The organism is Marinomonas shanghaiensis (assembly GCF_003259175.1).
Taxonomy (GTDB): Bacteria; Pseudomonadota; Gammaproteobacteria; order Pseudomonadales; family Marinomonadaceae; genus Marinomonas; species Marinomonas shanghaiensis.
The window spans coordinates 197534-217124 of the sequence record NZ_QGOK01000003.1 but is presented as its reverse complement, the minus strand read 5'-3'; the positions used below and the strand labels follow the sequence as shown (position 1 = coordinate 217124).

19 protein-coding genes and 1 tRNA gene are annotated in these 19591 nt (G+C 45.3%); 8 read left to right on the top strand and 12 right to left on the bottom strand.

Annotated elements, in window-relative coordinates; translation table 11 throughout:
* Positions 1-5: 5 nt before the first annotated feature.
* Positions 6-557 (bottom strand): oligoribonuclease, encoded by a 552-nt coding sequence (orn, locus tag DKT73_RS01310; protein WP_111636803.1) that lies wholly within the window; start codon positions 555-557, stop codon positions 6-8.
* A 74-nt stretch (positions 558-631) separates the two neighbouring features.
* Between orn and rsgA the strand changes: the two genes are divergently transcribed.
* A complete protein-coding gene (rsgA, locus tag DKT73_RS01305) occupies positions 632-1666 on the top strand; it encodes a small ribosomal subunit biogenesis GTPase RsgA (protein WP_111636802.1) in 1035 nt (344 codons plus the stop codon).
* On the opposite strand, the gene DKT73_RS01300 is transcribed toward rsgA, so the two are convergent.
* Both DKT73_RS01300 and motA read right to left on the bottom strand, forming a co-directional pair.
* Complete coding sequence (locus tag DKT73_RS01300) at positions 1663-2571, bottom strand: flagellar motor protein MotB (protein WP_111636801.1); 909 nt, start codon at positions 2569-2571, stop codon at positions 1663-1665. The two genes, rsgA and DKT73_RS01300, sit on opposite strands and share 4 nt — an antisense overlap.
* 33 nt (positions 2572-2604) lie before the next feature.
* Positions 2605-3459: a flagellar motor stator protein MotA gene (gene motA / locus DKT73_RS01295; protein WP_111636800.1), complete on the bottom strand. Its 855-nt coding sequence runs from the start codon at positions 3457-3459 to the stop codon at positions 2605-2607.
* Positions 3460-3579: 120 nt separating this feature from the next.
* On the opposite strand from motA, the gene DKT73_RS01290 reads away from it, so the two are divergent.
* Together DKT73_RS01290 and asd are read left to right on the top strand one after the other, a co-directional pair.
* Positions 3580-5064: an HDOD domain-containing protein gene (locus tag DKT73_RS01290; RefSeq protein WP_111636799.1), complete on the top strand. Its 1485-nt coding sequence runs from the start codon at positions 3580-3582 to the stop codon at positions 5062-5064.
* Between the two features lie 23 nt (positions 5065-5087).
* Positions 5088-5948, top strand: a complete 861-nt coding sequence (gene asd, locus DKT73_RS01285; RefSeq protein ID WP_111636798.1) for an archaetidylserine decarboxylase — start codon at positions 5088-5090, stop codon at positions 5946-5948.
* 83 nt (positions 5949-6031) lie between these two features.
* On the opposite strand, the gene DKT73_RS01280 is transcribed toward asd, so the two are convergent.
* The 6 genes from DKT73_RS01280 to queA form a co-directional block, all read right to left on the bottom strand.
* On the bottom strand, positions 6032-7021 hold the full coding sequence (locus DKT73_RS01280; protein WP_111636797.1) for a serine hydrolase domain-containing protein: 990 nt from the start codon (positions 7019-7021) through the stop codon (positions 6032-6034).
* Between the two features lie 157 nt (positions 7022-7178).
* A complete protein-coding gene (secF, locus tag DKT73_RS01275) occupies positions 7179-8093 on the bottom strand; it encodes a protein translocase subunit SecF (protein ID WP_111636796.1) in 915 nt (304 codons plus the stop codon).
* A gap of 9 nt (positions 8094-8102) precedes the next feature.
* Positions 8103-9953 carry a protein translocase subunit SecD gene (gene secD, locus DKT73_RS01270; protein ID WP_111636795.1) on the bottom strand — a complete coding sequence of 617 codons (1851 nt, stop codon included), beginning with the start codon at positions 9951-9953 and terminating at the stop codon, positions 8103-8105.
* 114 nt (positions 9954-10067) lie between these two features.
* Positions 10068-10394 (bottom strand): preprotein translocase subunit YajC, encoded by a 327-nt coding sequence (yajC, locus tag DKT73_RS01265; protein ID WP_012070335.1) that lies wholly within the window; start codon positions 10392-10394, stop codon positions 10068-10070.
* A gap of 72 nt (positions 10395-10466) precedes the next feature.
* Positions 10467-11585, bottom strand: a complete 1119-nt coding sequence (tgt, locus tag DKT73_RS01260) for a tRNA guanosine(34) transglycosylase Tgt (RefSeq protein WP_198666526.1) — start codon at positions 11583-11585, stop codon at positions 10467-10469.
* A 32-nt stretch (positions 11586-11617) separates the two neighbouring features.
* Positions 11618-12679, bottom strand: coding sequence for a tRNA preQ1(34) S-adenosylmethionine ribosyltransferase-isomerase QueA (gene queA / locus DKT73_RS01255; protein ID WP_111636793.1), 1062 nt, complete (start codon positions 12677-12679; stop codon positions 11618-11620).
* Between the two features lie 158 nt (positions 12680-12837).
* Between queA and DKT73_RS01250 the strand changes: the two genes are divergently transcribed.
* Together DKT73_RS01250 and DKT73_RS01245 are read left to right on the top strand one after the other, a co-directional pair.
* Positions 12838-12922, top strand: a tRNA-Leu gene (locus tag DKT73_RS01250).
* A gap of 101 nt (positions 12923-13023) precedes the next feature.
* Positions 13024-13221 (top strand): DUF2986 domain-containing protein, encoded by a 198-nt coding sequence (locus DKT73_RS01245; RefSeq protein WP_111636792.1) that lies wholly within the window; start codon positions 13024-13026, stop codon positions 13219-13221.
* On the opposite strand, the gene DKT73_RS01240 is transcribed toward DKT73_RS01245, so the two are convergent.
* The gene (locus DKT73_RS01240) at positions 13218-14033 is read right to left on the bottom strand and encodes a helix-turn-helix domain-containing protein (protein WP_111636791.1); all 816 of its coding nucleotides are present in this window, start codon (positions 14031-14033) and stop codon (positions 13218-13220) included. The two genes, DKT73_RS01245 and DKT73_RS01240, sit on opposite strands and share 4 nt — an antisense overlap.
* A gap of 218 nt (positions 14034-14251) precedes the next feature.
* On the opposite strand from DKT73_RS01240, the gene DKT73_RS01235 reads away from it, so the two are divergent.
* From DKT73_RS01235 to DKT73_RS01225, 3 genes are read left to right on the top strand one after another with little or no spacing between them, the layout of a single operon-like run.
* Positions 14252-15694, top strand: a complete 1443-nt coding sequence (locus DKT73_RS01235) for an alanine/glycine:cation symporter family protein (protein ID WP_111636790.1) — start codon at positions 14252-14254, stop codon at positions 15692-15694.
* Positions 15695-15747: 53 nt separating this feature from the next.
* Entirely contained in the window at positions 15748-17151 is a 1404-nt protein-coding gene (locus tag DKT73_RS01230; protein ID WP_111636789.1) for an aspartate ammonia-lyase, read from the top strand.
* Positions 17148-18179: an asparaginase gene (locus DKT73_RS01225; protein WP_111636788.1), complete on the top strand. Its 1032-nt coding sequence runs from the start codon at positions 17148-17150 to the stop codon at positions 18177-18179. Before DKT73_RS01230 ends, DKT73_RS01225 begins: the two co-directional genes overlap by 4 nt.
* Before the next feature lie 103 nt (positions 18180-18282).
* Here the strand turns inward: DKT73_RS01225 and DKT73_RS01220 are convergent, their stop codons facing one another.
* Positions 18283-18636 carry a VOC family protein gene (locus DKT73_RS01220; RefSeq protein ID WP_111636787.1) on the bottom strand — a complete coding sequence of 118 codons (354 nt, stop codon included), beginning with the start codon at positions 18634-18636 and terminating at the stop codon, positions 18283-18285.
* Between the two features lie 12 nt (positions 18637-18648).
* The gene (locus tag DKT73_RS01215) at positions 18649-19536 is read right to left on the bottom strand and encodes an EamA family transporter (RefSeq protein WP_111636786.1); all 888 of its coding nucleotides are present in this window, start codon (positions 19534-19536) and stop codon (positions 18649-18651) included.
* Positions 19537-19591: the final 55 nt, after the last annotated feature.

The window sequence follows — 19591 nt, the reverse complement described above, 5'->3', positions numbered from 1 at the left end:
ACGCCTTAATCATCCAAACCAAACATGGTTTTACGATAATGTTTCAATTCACCAATAGACTCTAAAATATCGTCCAAAGCCAAATGCGAACCCGATTTAGAAAAACCTTCTAACGCCTCTGGCTTCCAGCGCTTCGCCAGCTCTTTAACTGTACTCACATCCAAATAACGGTAATGGAAAAACGCTTCTAACTTAGGCATGTAGCGATATAAAAAACGACGATCTTGCCCAACACTATTACCACAGATTGGCGATTTACCAGCCGGAACATAATTGGCTAAAAACTTGATGGTCTCCTCCTCAGCTTGTTCCATACTAATCGTTGAGGACAATACCCTTGCCGTTAATCCCGAATCCCCATGATGCTTCGTACACCATTCATCCATCGCATCCATTACCGCCTTGTCTTGATGAACCGCAAGATTCGGCCCTTTAGCCAACACATTCAAATATTTGTCTGTTACCACCGTCGCAATTTCAATAATGGTATCGGTTTCTGGGTCCAATCCCGTCATTTCAAGATCGATCCACACTAAATTCTCTTCATTTAAGCTCATAATCTTCCAAGTCCTTTATTATCAATGCCAAGCATTATACTCTATGCGCCTTACTTTATGACCAGACGAATCTAATGTCGAAGCGAAAACTTACTAAACAACAAACGTGGCGAATCGAAAGAATTCATAAAGAGCGCGTTGAACGCACTCAGAAACGAGGGGATATCGCCGAAGAACTTTTACAATCATCTGACCTCGGCCCAGAGACAGAAGGCATCATCATCTCGCACTTTGGCACGCAAGTGGAAGTGGAAGGCACCCAAGAACCTTTTATTGGCGTCTCTACGCGTTGTAATTTACGTGCTAACTTAGGCCAATTGGTTACTGGCGACAAGGTCATCTGGCGCCCTAAACAAAATGAAGGTGGCGTGGTCGTCGCGACCACACCAAGAAATACATCGCTGTCACGCCCAGACATGCACGGTAGAATAAAACCCGTCGCAGCCAACATAGACCACATCATCGTCGTTATTGCTGCTGAACCTGTTGCACACGCCAACTTAATTGACCGCTACTTAGTGGCCGCTGAAACCGTTGGCATACCGCCGGTTATTTTGCTCAACAAGTGCGACTTGATCGACGACAGCAACCAAGAAGAATTAGACACATTGATAAAAACCTATGAAGATCTTAATTACAAGATCATCAGAACCTCTATCAAGAATCAAGCTGGCATGGAAGCGCTTTATAACTTCCTGCAAGATAAGACCAGCGTCTTTGTTGGACAATCTGGCGTTGGCAAATCGTCGCTTATCGGCACATTGCTTCCTGGCATTGACATTAGCGTGGGAGAGCTGTCTCAAAAACGCAAAAAAGGCGTACACACCACCACCACAGCCAGACTGTTCCACATGCCAAAAGGTGGTGACTTAATTGACTCACCAGGCATTCGAGAGTTTGGTTTATGGCACATTTCGGAAGACGAACTATTGAATGGCTTTATCGAATTCCGGCCGCATATAGGTTATTGCCGATTCCGTGATTGCGCCCATGAAAAAGAGCCCGGATGCGCCATTCTCGCCGCTCTAGAAAAAGGTCAAATTACCGAACACCGCTTCCAGAGCTTCCTACGAATTAAGCAGTCTATTCGGGAAAATCAAGCCTTCTAAAACACCGTTTCAGGCGTGATATTCAAATCCGATTGCTGGACAGGGTTACCGTAGTTGCGGCGATTCTGATCCAGCAATTTTTTGTACGCATCATCCGTTAATAACGTAATGCTAATACGTCGATTTTCAGCACTGTCTGTCTCAAATCGATTGTAAGGTATGGTATCAGACAAACCAATCACCTGAGCAATACGTTTATCCTCTACACCGCCCTCCTCAAGGATATGACGCGCCGCATTCGCCCGCATCGCCGACAAATCCCAGTTATCCAAACCACCACTCCCACTAAACTTAGAAGAGTCAGTATGTCCCGTAATCACGATTGGGTTGGTGATTTTATTAAAAATCGGCGCCATTGTGAGCAACGTATTTTCTATGTCAGGCATCATGCGAGCACTACCGCGCTCAAACATTGGCTTATTTGGATCATCCAGCAAAGTAATTCGCACCCCCAGCGGAGTAATTTCAATGCGCATGTTTTGCTGCTGAGAAAGCAAAACATTCATCTTACTCAACTCTTCTTGCACCATATTATTAAGACTATTGGACTCAGCAGAATCTGGACCATTGCCCATTTGCGTGTCTCTCGTTGGCACATCGACACTGCCAGCCTCAGGCTGCTGCAGATCCAGCTTCTTCTCAGGACTCTTGGCTGGACTACCACCTAAGTCTATTGGATTTGCACTAAAACCCGCTGTAGATGCTCCCGTAGGATCTTGAAAATACCCCTCAATACTTGCCAACTCCTCAGGCGAGGCGACACTCAATATCCACAACACCAAAAAAAGCGCCATCATTGCCAAAGCAAAATCGGCTAAAGCAATCTTCCATGCACCACTGTGATGGCCGCCCTTTTTAATTTTTTTAACTCGACGAATCACCAAACCGTTAGAACCTAAGGCCATTCAATATGCTCCTTATCTGCCATGACGTCCAAATTAACGGTACTGCTTAAGATCATCGGCTAGCTCAATAAAACTAGGACGCATTTCAGGAGGCAACAACTTCCGCCCCGTCTCTACTGCCACTGGTGGCGCATAACCTGATACGATGGAGTTAAGACAGGCTTTAACACACAAATACGCTTTTAATTCGTGCGTACCCAGACTTTCTAAATGAGAGGCAGCCGGCCCGACAAAACCATAACCAAAGAAGATACCCAAAAAAGTGCCAACTAAAGCCGCCGCCACATGCGCACCAATCTCTTCAATCGGGCCACCAATCGACCCCATTGTGATAACAATACCCAATACCGCTGCCACAATACCAAATCCTGGCAACGCTTCTGCCACCCGAGTTAAGGCATGACTGGGGGCCACTAATTCCTCTTGAATTTGCTCTATTTCATTATCCATGATGGCCTCGATCTCATAAGCAGGCAAACCGGTTAATGTAAAGATACGGTAGTTGTCCGTTAAAAAATTCACCACCTCATGATCGCGAATGACGTCTGGAAAGCGATTAAACAGCTCACTCGTAAAAGGTGACTCAATGTCTTCTTCAATTGCCAAAAAGCCATTCTGGCGACTTTTCTGAAACAGACAATACATCAACCCCAGCAACTGCGTATAGAATCGCTTGTTATGCCGACTGCCTGAAAACACCTGAGGCAACATGGTCAATACTTTTTTCTGCACAATAAATGGGTTAGCCACCATAAAAGCACCCAATGCAGCACCACAAATTATAATCACCTCAAAAGGCTGCCACAAAGCCAGCATTCTTCCATGAGATGCCAAATAGCCAGACACCACACTAACAATCACCACCAACACGCCAGCTAATGCAAACATATTTTATTCCTTAATACCGACAAAGTATTCTCTCACCTCAATATACAGTATGATTAATGAGATCAAAAACATAAGAGCGCGTTAAACACACATCAACAAGAGCCACTAATGTAACCAGCTATGATAGACAAGTCACCTTCTGGCCTAAATGAATGGCTACATTTTCTGAAAAGCAAAAAGTTTCCTGTTCAAGCAGTCAATCTTACTCGCCTTAAGACTCAAATAAAACGAACAGAAGATACGCTTGATGGCATACAAGCCAACATAGCAGCCGATCCATTACTGGCATTTGCCATTCTCAATGAAGCAAATCGCATCGTACCAAATAAAAATAGTGAAATAAAAACACCTTTTCATGCTGCCGCCATGGTGGGAATGAACCGCATCGAAAAACTCATTCCTCAATTTGCTCCTTACACGCTTAGTACAAAAGAAAAATCCGCGCCATTAATCGCCTTTTTAAGCGAAATACAAATCAGCTACGAAGCCGCTACGATGGCTCGCCGCTGGGCAATAGAAAAACTCAGCAGCCACGAAGACGATATTTTTTGGATCACACTATTTCGCGACGCGGCCAGATGGCTATTATGGTTTTATGCCTACCCGACCATGACAATCATTGAACAAAAAATTAAACAAGGGCAAAAAGCCAGTCAGGCCGAACTTAATACCTTAGGGTGTCGCATTGATGAGCTCACAGTGCACCTCTGCACGCATTGGCACACCCCAAGCAAAGTAATTGAATCGTTTTTAACCAAGCACATACCCAATGCTAAAGAGCTACAAACACTCGCTCACTTAGCGCATCACCCAGATGAGCTGCCCGGTTTTGCCGAAGACAAAAGACTGACTATTTTAATTAACAATCCGTTAATTTTTTCATACTGCGCCAACAAAGTAGCCCATGAAGCGAATCGCATGGGATGGGATTCCAAAAATCTGCCTTTTTACTACCGCGTTGTGGCAACCATTATGCATCGGCGCGTGGGTGAAATCATTCAAACGGCGCATTTAGCAAGCACGGAAGCAGCCAAACTTTTTAACAAGGGAGGGAAAATATCACTCGCTCAACAGCTGCTTGACCCCATGCTTTATACAAATAAGACAGGGCCAACCACCAAGAAACACAGCCCGCTATCGCCTCTTGCTGAACTCAAAAAAGCAGTGAGCAAAACAAAGAATATGGGGACTAAGCAAAGGGCAAACCTGGCACTAAAAACGATCTTAAAGACCATCCCTAACACCCAGCACTGTATCTTATTTAGACATTCTGACAATAAAGTATCGCCGCTTTATCAGTCCGGCTACAATATAGACGCCATCAAAGCGATAAAGTGGAATGCCCCCTCAAACGTCTTCAAAAAGCTGGCGCAGAAAAGATCGGCTAGCCATCTAAATGGGGAGAAACTTGACAAAATATTAACTGAGTTACCACACACATCAGACCAAATTATTGATAAAAACAGCCATCTTATGCTTGCCTCAACACCAACATCAGCACATGAAATGGTCATATTTTGGCTAGAAACACGTAAAAAATTCAGTGAGAACGATTATAAAACGCTTAAGCAGATCGTTTCTATAATCAGCCACTCCACCTTATAAACTCACCTACTAGGACAAATAACGTGACTAAAGATCAACTTTTTGCATTTGCACAACACATCACTCCACAAAAAACCCTATCACGTGTTATCGGCAAGATAGCCGAGTGTGAAAATACTTGGGTAAAAAATACCTTCATCAGCCAGTTTGTAAAAAAATACCAAGTTGACATGAGCGAAGCGGTAAACAGCGATCCACTGTCTTACCGAAATTTTAATGATTTTTTCACTCGTGCCATTCGCCCCGAACTACGCCCTATCTGTAACGAAGAAAACAGCATCGCCTGTCCAGCAGATGGCGCCATTAGCCAACTCGGCAAAATAGAACACGGCACACTGTTCCAAGCCAAAGGCCATTATTACAGCCTAACCAGCCTACTAGGAGGTGACGCATCGCTATCCAATCAGTTTTTAGGCGGCTCTTTTGCAACCGTTTATCTATCACCCAAGGACTATCATCGTGTGCACATGCCACTCACTGGCAAACTCACCAAAATGATCCATATTCCGGGCAAACTATTTTCAGTAAACAAGGTAACCGCAGAGCAAATCCCTAACGTTTTTGCTCGCAACGAACGAACGGTTTGCTTATTCGATACAGAGGCAGGTCCAATGGCGGTGATACTGGTTGGCGCTATGATTGTCGCCAGCATTGAAACCGTATGGGCAGGACAAGTAACACCATTTAATAAAAATGTCGTCACTTGGGACTACGATCAACTCAGCAAAATAAACATTAACAAAGGCGAAGAAATGGGTCGATTCAAACTAGGATCCACTGCCATTGTATTGTTTGGTAAAAACGCCATCAATTGGGAAGAATCCCTACAAGCAGAAACCCCAACCAAAATGGGCATGCAGTTCGGTCAAGTTATCAAGCAATAACCCCACCCAAAATCAATAACAAAGCCTGCTCTGAGCAGGCTTTGTTATTTCTATCTATTTCTATCCATTTCTATCCATTTCTATCATTGGGCCGCACTGATAACAGGCACAATATCGTTACTTAACATGTCATGCAAACTGTCTCGATAACCCGTACGACCAGAAGGCAATGTCTCCTCTGACGTGATCGCAACAGTCAACGCCAATTCGGGCAATACGTAAATCATCTGCCCACCATAACCCCACCCGTAATAACCTTGTACGCCAGCAAAAGTTTGAATAAACCAACCATAACCGTACTCACCTTCATGAAAGCGAGACTGCGTTCTTGGTGTCCAACTCTGCGTGATCCATTCTTTAGAGAGCAAACGCTTACCCGACTCAGTCACACCACCGCGTCGATACAACTCACCAAACGCCAACAACGAAGCAGGAGTCATGCCCACCTGGTTGCCCCCCATTGGAATCCCTTTTGGACTCATCTCCCAACTTTGTATCGAAACACCGGAACCTTGCAACCACTGGTTAGCCAAAAGATAAGTATGCTGGCCACTTTGCTGCATAACAATAGCGGATAACAAATGCGTATTGCCCGTTGAATACTGCATATCGCCACCGACAGCATCAACAAAAGGCCAAGATAAAGCCGTCTTTACCCAGTCATCACTCACCACCCAACGGCCATAATTACGCCCTGAGGTTCGCTCCAAGCCCGCCTGCATCGACAGCAAGTGCCCTACCGTAATATCCTTTAAACGCGGATCTGGGTTATTGGGCAATTGCTTAGACAGCAAGGACACGATAGGCTGATCAACTCCCTCTATGACGCCGCGATCAATTGTCATACCAACAATGGCAGACATCAGCGACTTCGACGCTGACTTAATATTCGCCACCGCGTTAATATCGGCTTTATTATAGGCTTTTGCCCAAACTACTTGCCCATTATGGGCAATGTGGATTGTCTTAATGTTCGAAAAGCCCTGAGCGGTTTTATCCATAGCCGCAAAATCCAAAGCCTTAGCCTGAACACTCATAAACATGAGCAACGAACCAAACAGCCAAAAACGCATATTGAAAAATTCACCCCAACTTAAAACACATAAATGACCAGGACAGAACCAATGATCACAACTTCAGTCTGCTCAATAAAACCACATTGACCAAGAAAGTCTACAAAAAAGCCTGCATGAAGCAGGCTTTTTTGACAGTACCAGACAACAAAATACGCTAAGGTAGATCGTCTTCTAATTCTTCTTTCGGTGCAGGAATCAAGTCTTCTCTCTTCACATCCATCGCCAACAACAAATTTGCCGCCACGAAAATAGAAGAGTAAGTACCAATGATAATACCGACCAATAACGCCATGGAGAAATTATGAATCGCTTCACCACCCAAGAAAAACAACACTACTAAAACAAACAAGGTAGTCATCGAAGTAATCAAGGTACGATCTAGCGTCTGGTTAATCGAATCATTGACCAAATCATATGGCGTAGTGTCGCGCATAATACGGAAATTTTCACGAATCCTATCACACACAACAATCGTATCATTAAGTGAATAACCCACCACAGCCAACAAAGCCGCCAGTACAGTTAAATCAAATTCCACCTCAAACAGAGAAAAGAAACCTAAGGTGATGATAACGTCGTGTATCAATGCAATCACAGAAGCGAGAGAAAATTTGAATTGGAAACGCACTGCCACGTAAATCATCACGATTGCCAAGGCAAGTAACATGCCCAAGCCACCCTGCTCACGCAACTCTTCACCTACTTGAGCACCAACAAACTCTGAACGCTGCAGCGTCACCTCATTTGATCCGTGGTTTTGCAGCGTTGATAGTACTTCATCCCCTAAAGTCGGGGTGTAGGCATTCGCCATACGCACCACAACATCAGTCGTAGAACCAAAATTCTGTACTACAACATCGCTGTAGCCATTTTGTCCAAGCAGCTCACGAACATCGTCTAATTTTGGCGCTTCTTTATAAGCTACCTCAATCAAAGTACCGCCCGTAAAATCGAGACCAAACTGCAAGCCTTTTGTCGCCAAAGAACCAAGAGAAATCAGGATCAGCGCAACCGAAAAAGCAGCTACGATTTTACGCATTGCCATAAATGGAATATTTGTCACTTTCATGGCGCTCTCCTAAATATACAATTTCTTGTTTTTACGACCACCATACACAAGGTTAACCTGCGCACGAGTGACGACAATTGCCGTAAACATCGAAGTAAGAATACCCAACGACAAAGTCACAGCAAAACCTTTAACAGGTCCAGTGCCTACCGCAAACAAAATAACAGCCACAAGCAAGGTTGTGATATTCGCATCAAGAATCGTCGTAAATGCACGATTAAAGCCAGAATGTATGGCCTGTTGACTTGGCATACCACTCGCCAACTCCTCTCTAATCCTTGAGAAAATCAACACGTTTGCATCCACCGCCATCCCCATCGTCAACACAATACCAGCAATACCCGGCAAAGTGAGGGTGGCCCCTAAGATAGACATACAAGCCATCAAAAGAATAATGTTCAACGCCAAAGACACATTGGCAAAAATACCAAATACCTTGTAGTAAATCAGCATGAACAACATAACAACCAGCAAACCGATTTGCGCAGAGTTGATGCCCAACTTAATGTTTTCAGCACCCAAACTCGGGCCTATGGTACGCTCTTCAACAAAATAGATAGGCGCTGCTAAGGCACCAGCACGAAGCAACAAAGCAAGTTCAGAAGACTCACGAGGGCTGTCCAATCCGGTAATACGGAAAGAATTCCCCAAAGTGGTTTGAATCGTTGCCAAAGAAATAATGCCTTTCTCACTATAACTTCTTCGCACTTCTTCCATCTTGCCGTCTGTCTCAACAAAACGACTACGAGACTTATGCTCAATGAACACAACGGCCATGTTTCGACCAACCGCAGAACGAGTTACTTTACTCATCTGTCTGCCGCCTTTGCCGTCCAAGCTAATATTCACTTGCGGACGACCATTCTCATCAAACGATGAGCTAGCATCAGAAACGCTGTCACCCGTAATAATAATGTCGCGCTCTAAACGTGCCGTACGCCCACTGCCATCACGGAAGGTCAAGGTTTCTATGTCAGCGCCATTGTCTTCCAAGCCCGCTTCCAGATGAAACTCTAAGTTCGCCGTTGCACCAATAATACGTTTTGCCGCAGCGGTATCTTGCACACCTGGCAATTCAACAACGATACGGTTACTGCCTTGACGCTGAACAAGCGGCTCAGCCACACCCAGTTCGTTAACACGGTTTCGCAGCGTTGTTAAGTTCTGCTGCAAAGCATAGGCTTCAATTTCCTTCTTAGCCGCTTCCGTAAAAGTCACATCCAAATAAAACTCACCCGCTTCTTGACGAGTCGCATAACGATATTCAGGAAACTCACCTTTCAGCAGCGCTTCAGCGGACGATAAATCACCCGACTGCAAGAAACGCACAGATAGAACGCCATCTTCTATATCCACACTACGATAACGCACACGATCCTTGCGCAGTATTGCCTTCATCTCACTTGCGCTTACTTCAAGTCGTTGCTTAAGCGCCGCTGGAGTATCCACTTCTAATAGAAAATGCACACCGCCACGCAAATCAAGCCCCAATTTAGCAGGCCCAGCACCCAATGAAGACAACCACTCAGGTGTTGTAGGAACTAGGTTAAGCGCGGTTACAAAGTCATCACCCAAAGCTGCCGCCACAATAGGCTTAGCAGCCAGTTGGTCCTCACCGCTATTAAAGCGCAAGGTACCGCCAGCAGAGGTAAGCTCTGCTTCTTTCAATTCTATATTCGCAGTAGCAAGCGCATTTTTTGCTCTTAGCAAAGCTTGCTCATCAACAACCGCCGTTGCTTTTTGGGTAGATAGTTGTAGCGCTGGATCATCCGGATAAAGGTTTGGGAAGGCATAGAGTAGCCCCAAAGCCAAAACAAGAAGAATTAGCAAATACTTCCACAAGGGGTACTTGTTAAGCATGAAAAATCCTTTACACCTAAAATGAGACTGTTATTCGCAACACAGTGCAAACATCTCAAAATTTAATAAATCGGAAAAAGAAAAGCGCCTACACTAGGCGCTTTTCCAGGAAGGTTAAATAGACTTCAACGTTCCTTTTGGCAATACTGCAGCAACAGAAGACTTTTGAAATTTCATTTCAATGCCTTCAGACACTTCAAGTACTACATAGTTATCGTCTACTTTAGACACTTTACCTAATACACCACCGCCAGTTACTACCTCAGTACCTTTCGCTAGCGATGCAATCAAGTTTTTATGCTCTTTTGCACGTTTCGCTTGTGGGCGCCACATAAGGAAGTAAAAAATGACAACGAAGCCCGCAAGAAGTACTAGGTTAAAAATACCTGCATCTGCTGGTGCGCCGCCTTCAGCGTAAGCTGGTGAGATCAATGCGATCATGGTGTTAACTCTCCAATGGTTTATGAAACTGTTGTCATTTCTTGCGTAAAGCAATTGACATAATTTTGTTTATTATTCACTCAAAGCTGGCGTTTCTAAGCCACGCTTTGCATAAAACTCATCAACAAAGGCGTCAAATCTACCTTCATCGAGCGCCTGACGCAATCCCGCCATGAGTGTTTGGTAATATCGTAGGTTATGAATCGTATTTAATTGCGCCCCTACCATTTCTTGACACTTATCTAGATGATGTAAATAAGACCGAGAAAAGTTTTTACAAGTGTAACAATCACATTCTTTATCAAGTGGCCCCACATCATGACGATATTGCGAGTTTCGGATGCGCACAACGCCATCGGAAGTAAACAAATGGCCATTACGGGCATTACGTGTTGGCATCACACAGTCAAACATATCAACACCGCGACGAACACCCTCCACCAAATCCTCTGGCTTACCCACGCCCATCAAATAACGTGGTTTGTCCGCTGGCATTTTAGGGGTAATGTGGTCTAAGACTTTCATCATTTCGTCTTTCGGCTCACCCACTGACAAACCGCCAATGGCATACCCATCAAAACCGATATTCACCAACCCTTCTAAAGACTCGTCTCGAAGGTTTTCGTACATACTGCCTTGGATAATACCAAATAACGCCGATGGGCTATCGCCATGCTCATCTTTCGAACGCTGTGCCCAACGCAGGCTCATGCGCATAGACTTACCGGCCACATCAGGAGTCGCTGGATAAGGCGTGCATTCGTCAAAAATCATCACAATATCAGAGCCTAGATCGCGCTGAACTTGCATGGAAATTTCAGGACTTAAAAACACCTTAGAGCCATTGATAGGAGAACGAAAACTCACTCCCTCTTCCGTGATTTTGCGCATTTCACCAAGTGAAAACACTTGAAAACCACCCGAATCCGTTAAAATCGGTTTTTTCCATTGAGTGAAATCATGCAAATCTCCATGCGCCTTTACCACGTCCGTTCCCGGACGCAACCAAAGATGAAAAGTATTGCCCAAAATGATATCCGCACCAATTTCTTCGATATCTTTCGTCAACATTCCTTTCACTGTACCGTAGGTACCAACCGGCATAAAAGCGGGTGTTTCAACTTTACCACGGGGAAACGTCAAAGTTGCACGACGCGCCTTCCCTGACGTCGTGTGAAGTTCAAAATCCATAAAACATTCTGGGCGCTTATCAGACATTCGTCTTATTCCTCACCTTGCGGGCCTTTAGCCTGCGGATTACGTGTAATAAACATGGCATCACCATAACTGAAAAATCGATATTGTTGGGCGACAGCCTCTTTGTATGCGGCCATCACATGATCATACCCTGCAAAGGCACTGATCAGCATAATTAACGTGGATTCTGGTAAATGAAAGTTCGTTACCAACGCATCTACGGTTTTAAATTCGTAACCCGGATAAATAAAAATACTAGTATCGTCTTGCATTGGCGCGATTTCGCCACCTTGACTGGCCGACTCAAGACTACGAACACTCGTGGTGCCAACCGCAATAACGCGACCACCACGGGCTTTTGTGGCTTTCACTTGCGCGACGACACTCGGCTCAACTTCCACGTACTCTGCGTGCATGATGTGATCTTTCACATTTTCAACCTTCATCGGCTGAAAGGTTCCTGCCCCCACATGTAGGGTAACAAACGCAATCTCCACGCCTTCTGCGGTTAGTTTTTCCAGCAAAGCCTCATCGAAATGCAGCCCAGCCGTTGGAGCGGCAACCGCTCCAGGCTTTTGATTATAAACGGTTTGATAGCGTTCCTGATCACTGTCTTCATCAGGACGTTCGATGTAAGGTGGCAACGGCATGTGACCCGCCCGCGTCAACACCTCCAAAACAGATTCATTAAAAACAAGATGGAATAAAGCACCGGAACGACCAATCATAGTCGCTTCAATATGCTCCCCTTTATCTTGCCCTAAAATCAATTTACTGTTTTCTTTTGGTGACTTACTGGCACGAACATGAGCCAGTGCTTCATTGGTATTAATAATACGCTCAACCAATATCTCAACTTTACCGCCAGATTCCTTCTGCCCAAACATTCGCGCAGGGATCACTCGGGTATTGTTGAACACCATCAAATCGCCAGGCTGAACCAAATCCAACACAGCAGGAAACTGACGATGCACTACTGCACCACTTGGCCCATCCAGATGCAACAAGCGGCTTGCCGTTCTGTCTGGCGTCGGATAATGAGCGATTAAAGAATCGGGTAAATCAAAGTGATAATCGGAAACGAGCATGAAAAGAAAGCTACCTAGGAAAAACGACCCAGTATTCTAGCGAAAATCCACCCAAAAAGGTACTTCCAAGCGAACAGATGTTAAAAAGATAAAAAATAACACCAAGAGGCGTTGACTTATCTTTTAAATACCCTAGAATACGCCTCACCTTTTTCAAGGCCAGTATGGTGGAATTGGTAGACACGACGGATTCAAAATCCGTTGCCTTCGGGTGTGGCGGTTCGAGTCCGCCTACTGGTACCAACATAAAAAGCCCTGATCACTGATCAGGGCTTTTTTTTCGTTCCTTGAATGTCATTCTTGGGTTATTAAATCAGACAACCGCGTCATTTTAGGAACAAAATATGAACCGCCGTAAAAAAATCAAAGACATTCTTACCAAACGCATTAAACAAGCCAATTTGAAAGCCAACCCCAAAAAAGCCAAGCCTAAGTACATTTCCAAAGCAGAACGCGCTAAAATGGAAGAAGAAGCCATGGCAAACCCAAGCACAGAGGCCGCTGCAGAAACACCTGACACAAGCGAAACAAAAGACGCCTAAAATCGCGCCCTAAAATGCCAGTCACCCTCTTTCATGTCATTTCTGATTGACTGGCAAATATCTTTATCTATTTGATCACTGTCTATATCGTACAGACCACATTGCGCCATAGCGCGCTTATTATTGATATTCAAGCCTAAATATTCGTACACAACACGTGCGCAGCATGGCGCTCTTTCACCACTTCCCGACACACCTAAACGCAACCCTGTTAATCGTTCAACACGGTTTTGAAAAGAAGGATAAAGAATCGTCTGGGTCATTTCCACATGAGTTTGTCTTTCATAATCGATCAAAAACAACCGATCTGACAGCAATTGCACTACCCCACTGTACACACCATGAAAAGACTTCTTTAGGTTTCTAGGATTAAGTCGCTCGGTGCGATGATAGTATGTTTTGTCACCTTGCGACTCGATATGCACCAAGGTACGCAGAATTTTTCCAGGACACGCCATGGAAAGATAATACTCAAAGTAATAGCCGCTGTATTTCGTCAAACCGTGCTGACCAGATTGATTAAGCTGGTTAAATTGTTGCTGCTCAGGTGTCAAACTTTTCACTTCATCACTCTGGCGAATGGGGCGCGATTGCACCAGCTTAACGAATTGCGCATGAGGCAAAAGCATTTCACTGGGTTCGACGCCAAAAAACTCACCAATACGTCGCTGAGTACTGTGGCTAGGAACCGTTGTTCCATTTAAATAGCGATTAAACTGCGCACGATTAATGTTTAATCGACGACACACATCCGCTACAGATTTGTAGAAACTGCATAACAGCTGCAAGTTATCGGCAAAGTCTTCCACCACAGTTTTTCCCCCGCAAAATCAACCAACATGGCACACCAGCAGTGTAATGAAGATCTCCCTTAAAAACACCCAATAAATGATGCTAGTTGATACTCCTATAGCATCAACCAGCACCAAAAAGCATCTTTTTACGAACTCCCTTTTCTACACATTTTTCGCTCCAATGAGCGTCTGAATTCCCCCTTAATAAATCTAAAAAAAACTAGGAGTCATCATTCATGCTATCCCTTCTCACCGACTTGCTTTGGAGTAAAGTGCTCATTGCCGTACTAATCGGCATTGGCATCTGGTTCACCTTTGCTACCCGCTTTGTGCAATTTCGTTATTTTGGCAATATGTTCGGTATTCTTACCGCCAAACACCATGAGCCAGGCGGTAAACATTTAAGCTCTTTTCAAGCCTTAATCTTATCCGTCGCCGGTCGTGTCGGTGGTGGTAATATTGCAGGGGTCGCTGTCGCCATTACCATTGGTGGCCCGGGCGCTATATTTTGGATGTGGGTCGTTGGACTTATGGGCATGGCCACCAGCTTTATCGAATGCATGCTGGCGCAAACCTACAAAACAGCCGAAGCCGATGGCACCTACCGCGGAGGCCCAGCCTTTTACATCGAACGCGGTCTTGGTAAAAACTGGAGATGGTTATCGGTATTGTATTCCATCCTTCTATTGGCGACATTTGGTATTGCTTTTACTACCTTACAATCTTATTCCGTTGCAACGTCCCTACAAGACGCCTTTGGCATCCAACCTTATTACAGCGGCATCGGTATGGCGCTGATTGTTGGTCTGATCATCTTCGGTGGCGTAAAACGTATTGCACAAGTCGCTGAAATTTTGGTCCCCATCATGGCTGGCGGCTATTTGCTCATCGCCCTTATTGTGCTTGCAATGAATTTAAGCGCAATCCCAGACATGCTTATTATGATCGTTAAAAGTGCATTTGGTCTAGAACCGGCCATTGGTGGAGGCATGGGTGCCGCCATTATGATGGGGGTAAAACGCGGTTTATTTTCCAACGAAGCAGGTCTTGGTAGCGCACCAAACGTGGCTGCGGTAGCACACATTCCCCATCCAGCCAACCAAGGAATTGTACAAGCCTTTTCCGTATTCATTGATACCATTATTTTATGCACCTGTACTGCACTGATCATTCTACTCGGCAGTGCGTATGACCCAAGTAGCACAGACACAGTACAAGGTGTCGCCTTAACACAGGCGTCGTTAGCAACACATATGGGCGACTATGGACGTATGTTCGTCAGTATTGCCTTGCTCTTATTCGGTTTCAGTACCATTTTGTACAACTACTATTTAGGTGAAAACAGCGTTAGCTACCTCACAAAATCAGACAATCATGGCTTTTACATGAACGCCTTCCGCGTTGTCATCATTTGCCTTTGCTGCACCGGCGCCATTCTTGACCTTGGCACTGTGTTCGCTTTTGCCGATTTGAGCATGGGGTTATTAGCACTGGTGAACTTATTCGCACTCGCTTTACTGTTCAAAGTGGCGAAACGCATTTTGAAAGACTTTGACGTTCAGCGTGAACAAGGCAATAAAACACCGACATTTGAAGCCAGTCGCTTCAGCGATTTGGAACTGGACCAAGCATCTTGGCCCAATAGTGATCCGTCAATAAACGACAAAAATCATCAATAACCCAACTTAGATTACGCCTCACTGACCAACAGTGGGGCGTCAGGAAGCACATCATGAATACTCGCTCTGAATACGATTTACTTGGCAATATGGACGTTCCTGCTGACGCATTGTACGGTATACAGACATTGCGTGCCGCCCAGAACTTTTCCATCACCGGCGTTCCCATTTCACATTTTCCTGAACTAATCAAAGCGTTGGCGATGGTAAAAGCGGCCGCTGCTCGAACCAACCAAGAAATGAAACTGCTCACGCCAGAAAAAGCCGACGCCATTGTCTACGCCTGCCAAGATTTGATTCAAGGCCAATATCACGACCAATTTATTGTCGACGTAATCCAAGGCGGTGCTGGCACCTCGACCAATATGAACGCCAACGAAGTCATTGCCAACATTGCATTGATGAAATTAGGCCATGAAAAAGGCGAATACAAATACCTCCACCCAAATGATGACGTCAACCGCTCACAATCCACTAACGACGCTTACCCAACGGCGGCTTGCTTAGGCATTCAATTTGCTGCCGACAACTTTGTTCCTAGCCTTGCCTCACTCAAAGAAGCCTTAGAAGCCAAAGCGCGTGAATTCGCACACATTGTCAAAATGGGTCGTACACAACTTCAAGACGCCGTCCCCATGACACTGGGCCAAGAATTTGACGCCTTTGCCGTTACTCTGGGCGAAGATATTGACCGCATCAGTGAAGCATGCGCATTGCTTTGTGAAGTAAACCTTGGCGGCACCGCAATCGGTACGGGTATCAATACGCCAGAAGGTTACGCCAAATTGGTGGTCGAAAAATTAGCCACCATTTCGACTAAGCCACTGATACCTGCCAGCAACCTAGTGGAAGCCACCTCTGACATGGGTGCGTTTGTGTTTTTCTCCGGCATATTGAAACGCCTTGCTATCAAACTCAGCAAGATGAGCAATGATTTGCGCCTACTCTCAAGTGGCCCTCGCACAGGCTTAGGCGAGATTAACTTACCGCCCATGCAACCAGGCTCTTCCATTATGCCGGGCAAAGTAAACCCCGTTATTCCTGAGGCCATGAACCAAACCGCGTATCAAGTCATTGCCTCAGATCTTGCAGTAACATTAGCTGCAGAAGCTGGCCAATTGCAGTTGAACGCCATGGAACCCATGATCATTTACAACGTATTAAATTCGTTAAAAATGCTCAAAGAAGCCTGCCAAATGCTAGAAACACGCTGCATACGCGGCATCACCGCCAATGAAGCCGTCTGCGCAGGTCATGTGGAAAACAGCATCGGCATCATCACCGCACTGGTTCCCTATATTGGTTACGCCAATGCCTCTCGCATTGCTAACACGGCGTTGCATACGGGCAGCACAGTCAAATCTCTGGTCATTGAAGAAAACCTACTCACGGAAGAACAGGTCAATATTTTGCTCAGCCCACAATCCATGCTATCTCCTAGTAAGGTGGTCATATGAGCGCACAAGTACTCATCCTTTACACAGGCGGCACCATCGGCATGGTGCAAACAGAGCAGGGCTTAGCCCCTGCTTCTGGCTTGCAAGAACGCATAGAAATGGCATTGGGCATGAGTCTGAACACTCTCCCCTCTTTTGAAGTGCTGGAAATCTCTCCTCTGATTGATAGCGCCAATATCACGCCAAAACATTGGACAAAACTGATGTCAATTCTGGCCACTCACTGGCGAGATTACGATGGTTTTGTCATTCTTCATGGTACGGACACTATGGCGTATACCGCCTCAGCCCTGTCTTTTATGCTCGGCGCGTGCACGAAAAACATTATTCTGACTGGCTCACAAATTCCATTGGGCATGAATCGCAGTGACGCCACATCCAACCTGCAAGCGGCGTTATCTTTGGCAATCTCCCATAGAATAGCCGATGTCAGTCTTGTTTTTGATGGCAAACTCATGCGCGGCAATCGCATCCAAAAAATCAGCAGTGGTCGATTTGAAGCCTTTCATACGCCAAATGATGATTTATTAGGGGAACTTGCCATCGGCATGCAGCTGTACCCAACGCGCATGATTAAGAGCAACAAAGACAGCTCTGATACACGGCTTGATAACAAACTGGTCAGCTTTAGAGAAGGCGCGGTTGGCGTCATCACTCTCCATCCCAGTCAGCCTACCGCCCTCTATCAAAGCCTATTAGACGACGATAACTGCAAAGCCATCGTATTGTTAACCTATGGCGCTGGCAATGTACCGGATCAAAATCCGGCCTTTTTGTCTTTCTTAACCGAAGCCATGTTACGCAAGAAAAACATCGTGAATTTGACACAATGCCTACACGGTGGTGTATCTCAAGGCGCCTATGCAGCAGGCTCTATTCTATCGTCAATGAATGTATTGAGCGGCAGAGACATGACCCTAGAAGCGGCTTTCTGCAAACTTCATTGGTTGCTTGCTTTAGGGGAAAGTTATTATGGCATTCTAGAAAAGTGGAACACCAACTATTGCGGTGAATTTACACCGCAATAATCGATAGCACCAAAAACAGATAGCACCAAGCATAGCCGACATGGATTCACCATTATGTTTACCATAATCGTCTCGTCGGCTACGTGTTTGGCTGACGAGACGATTAAACCGGTTCACTCCACACAGCCCATTCGTTGCCACATGGGTCTAGGAAATGAAAACGACGACCACCAGGGAAATCAAAAATTACCTGCTCGATTGTGCCGCCAGCCGCTTGTACTTTTTCAAACACCACTTCCAGATCATTGCTGTATAAGATAATCAAGGCGGCACCATTTTGTGGCCTTGAACAAAAGTTCGCTTGAAAAAAACCACCATCTAACCCCGCATTTTCAAACGCTGCGTATTCCGGTCCGTAGTCCTTAAAACCCCAACCAAATACGTGACTAAAAAACGCTTTATTTAACGCCAAATCCCGCGCGGGCAATTCAACATAATTGATTTTATTCGATTCCATACCTTCCTTCCCTTACTTAATAGTCGATATCACCACCAAAATAACACTGATGACAATCATCGCACCACCAAGCCACTGCTGCTTGGTTATTTTTTCTGCGAAGCGCACTTTGGAATAATACAAAGTACCAAGAATTTCTATCTGCCCAAGGGTTTTCACTAAAGCGGGATTAACCAAAGCAAACCCTGTAAACCAACCAATTGAGCCCAACGAACTTAACACACCCACTTTGCAACTGAGCACAAAATTCTGCCTAAACGGAGCCAATATATCTTTGCTTTTGTACACCTGAATGCTGCACAAAATAACCGACTGCAACGCCAAAACATACCATAAGGTGACGCCTGCGCGGGTAATAATAGAACCAGACAAAGCATGACTCGCCATGGACGCCGTCACCGAAGTGATCGCAAAACACAATCCACTTGCCAAGCCCAACAACAAGGAAATATCTTTGTGAGCCTGTTTGATATTTTTCCATTGAACACTCATCACAATGGCACCCAATACACCAAACGCAATGCCCAACCAGGACCCAAACGTCAAAGTATAATGCAGTAAGGGCAAGCCAATTAATGCGGCCAGCACGGCTTCTGTTTTGGCTAACAAGGTTCCCAGCGCAAAGCTGCCAGATTGAAAAACACGCAACATAAAATAGGTCGCCATAATCTGAGCAACGGCACAAAGAGTCGCCGCCACAATAAAAACAGACCTATCTTCGACCGACACCCAACCAAATAGCCACCAGCAAATCACCAAATACAAAGTAACTAAAGGCATGCCATACAAGGAACGCGACATAGTGGCATGCAAAAAACCGCTTTGACGAGCCAAAGTATTTTGATACGCCGTTCGAACTGACTGACACCCTGCTGCGAACAGAGTAATGAAGATCCACATGCTTTAACGCTTCCTAAAGAATACAAGAAAGCGCTAGCATGCGGTCAAGAGAGGT

Bases quoted from the DNA above. Each gene is read 5' to 3' on its own strand.
- yajC (WP_012070335.1), bottom strand. From the start codon at position 10,394: ATGATCGCATTGATCTCACCAGCTTACGCTGAAGGCGGCGCACCAGCA.
- orn (WP_111636803.1), bottom strand. From the start codon at position 557: ATGAGCTTAAATGAAGAGAATTTAGTGTGGATCGATCTTGAAATGACG.
- DKT73_RS01300 (WP_111636801.1), bottom strand. From the start codon at position 2,571: ATGGCCTTAGGTTCTAACGGTTTGGTGATTCGTCGAGTTAAAAAAATT.
- DKT73_RS01230 (WP_111636789.1), top strand. From the start codon at position 15,748: ATGAATACTCGCTCTGAATACGATTTACTTGGCAATATGGACGTTCCT.
- DKT73_RS01245 (WP_111636792.1), top strand. From the start codon at position 13,024: ATGAACCGCCGTAAAAAAATCAAAGACATTCTTACCAAACGCATTAAA.
- DKT73_RS01220 (WP_111636787.1), bottom strand. From the start codon at position 18,636: ATGGAATCGAATAAAATCAATTATGTTGAATTGCCCGCGCGGGATTTG.
- tgt (WP_198666526.1), bottom strand. From the start codon at position 11,585: ATGGATTTTGAACTTCACACGACGTCAGGGAAGGCGCGTCGTGCAACT.
- queA (WP_111636793.1), bottom strand. From the start codon at position 12,679: ATGCTCGTTTCCGATTATCACTTTGATTTACCCGATTCTTTAATCGCT.
- DKT73_RS01280 (WP_111636797.1), bottom strand. From the start codon at position 7,021: ATGCGTTTTTGGCTGTTTGGTTCGTTGCTCATGTTTATGAGTGTTCAG.
- DKT73_RS01290 (WP_111636799.1), top strand. From the start codon at position 3,580: ATGATAGACAAGTCACCTTCTGGCCTAAATGAATGGCTACATTTTCTG.
- DKT73_RS01215 (WP_111636786.1), bottom strand. From the start codon at position 19,536: ATGTGGATCTTCATTACTCTGTTCGCAGCAGGGTGTCAGTCAGTTCGA.
- motA (WP_111636800.1), bottom strand. From the start codon at position 3,459: ATGTTTGCATTAGCTGGCGTGTTGGTGGTGATTGTTAGTGTGGTGTCT.
- DKT73_RS01235 (WP_111636790.1), top strand. From the start codon at position 14,252: ATGCTATCCCTTCTCACCGACTTGCTTTGGAGTAAAGTGCTCATTGCC.
- rsgA (WP_111636802.1), top strand. From the start codon at position 632: ATGTCGAAGCGAAAACTTACTAAACAACAAACGTGGCGAATCGAAAGA.
- DKT73_RS01225 (WP_111636788.1), top strand. From the start codon at position 17,148: ATGAGCGCACAAGTACTCATCCTTTACACAGGCGGCACCATCGGCATG.
- secD (WP_111636795.1), bottom strand. From the start codon at position 9,953: ATGCTTAACAAGTACCCCTTGTGGAAGTATTTGCTAATTCTTCTTGTT.
- secF (WP_111636796.1), bottom strand. From the start codon at position 8,093: ATGAAAGTGACAAATATTCCATTTATGGCAATGCGTAAAATCGTAGCT.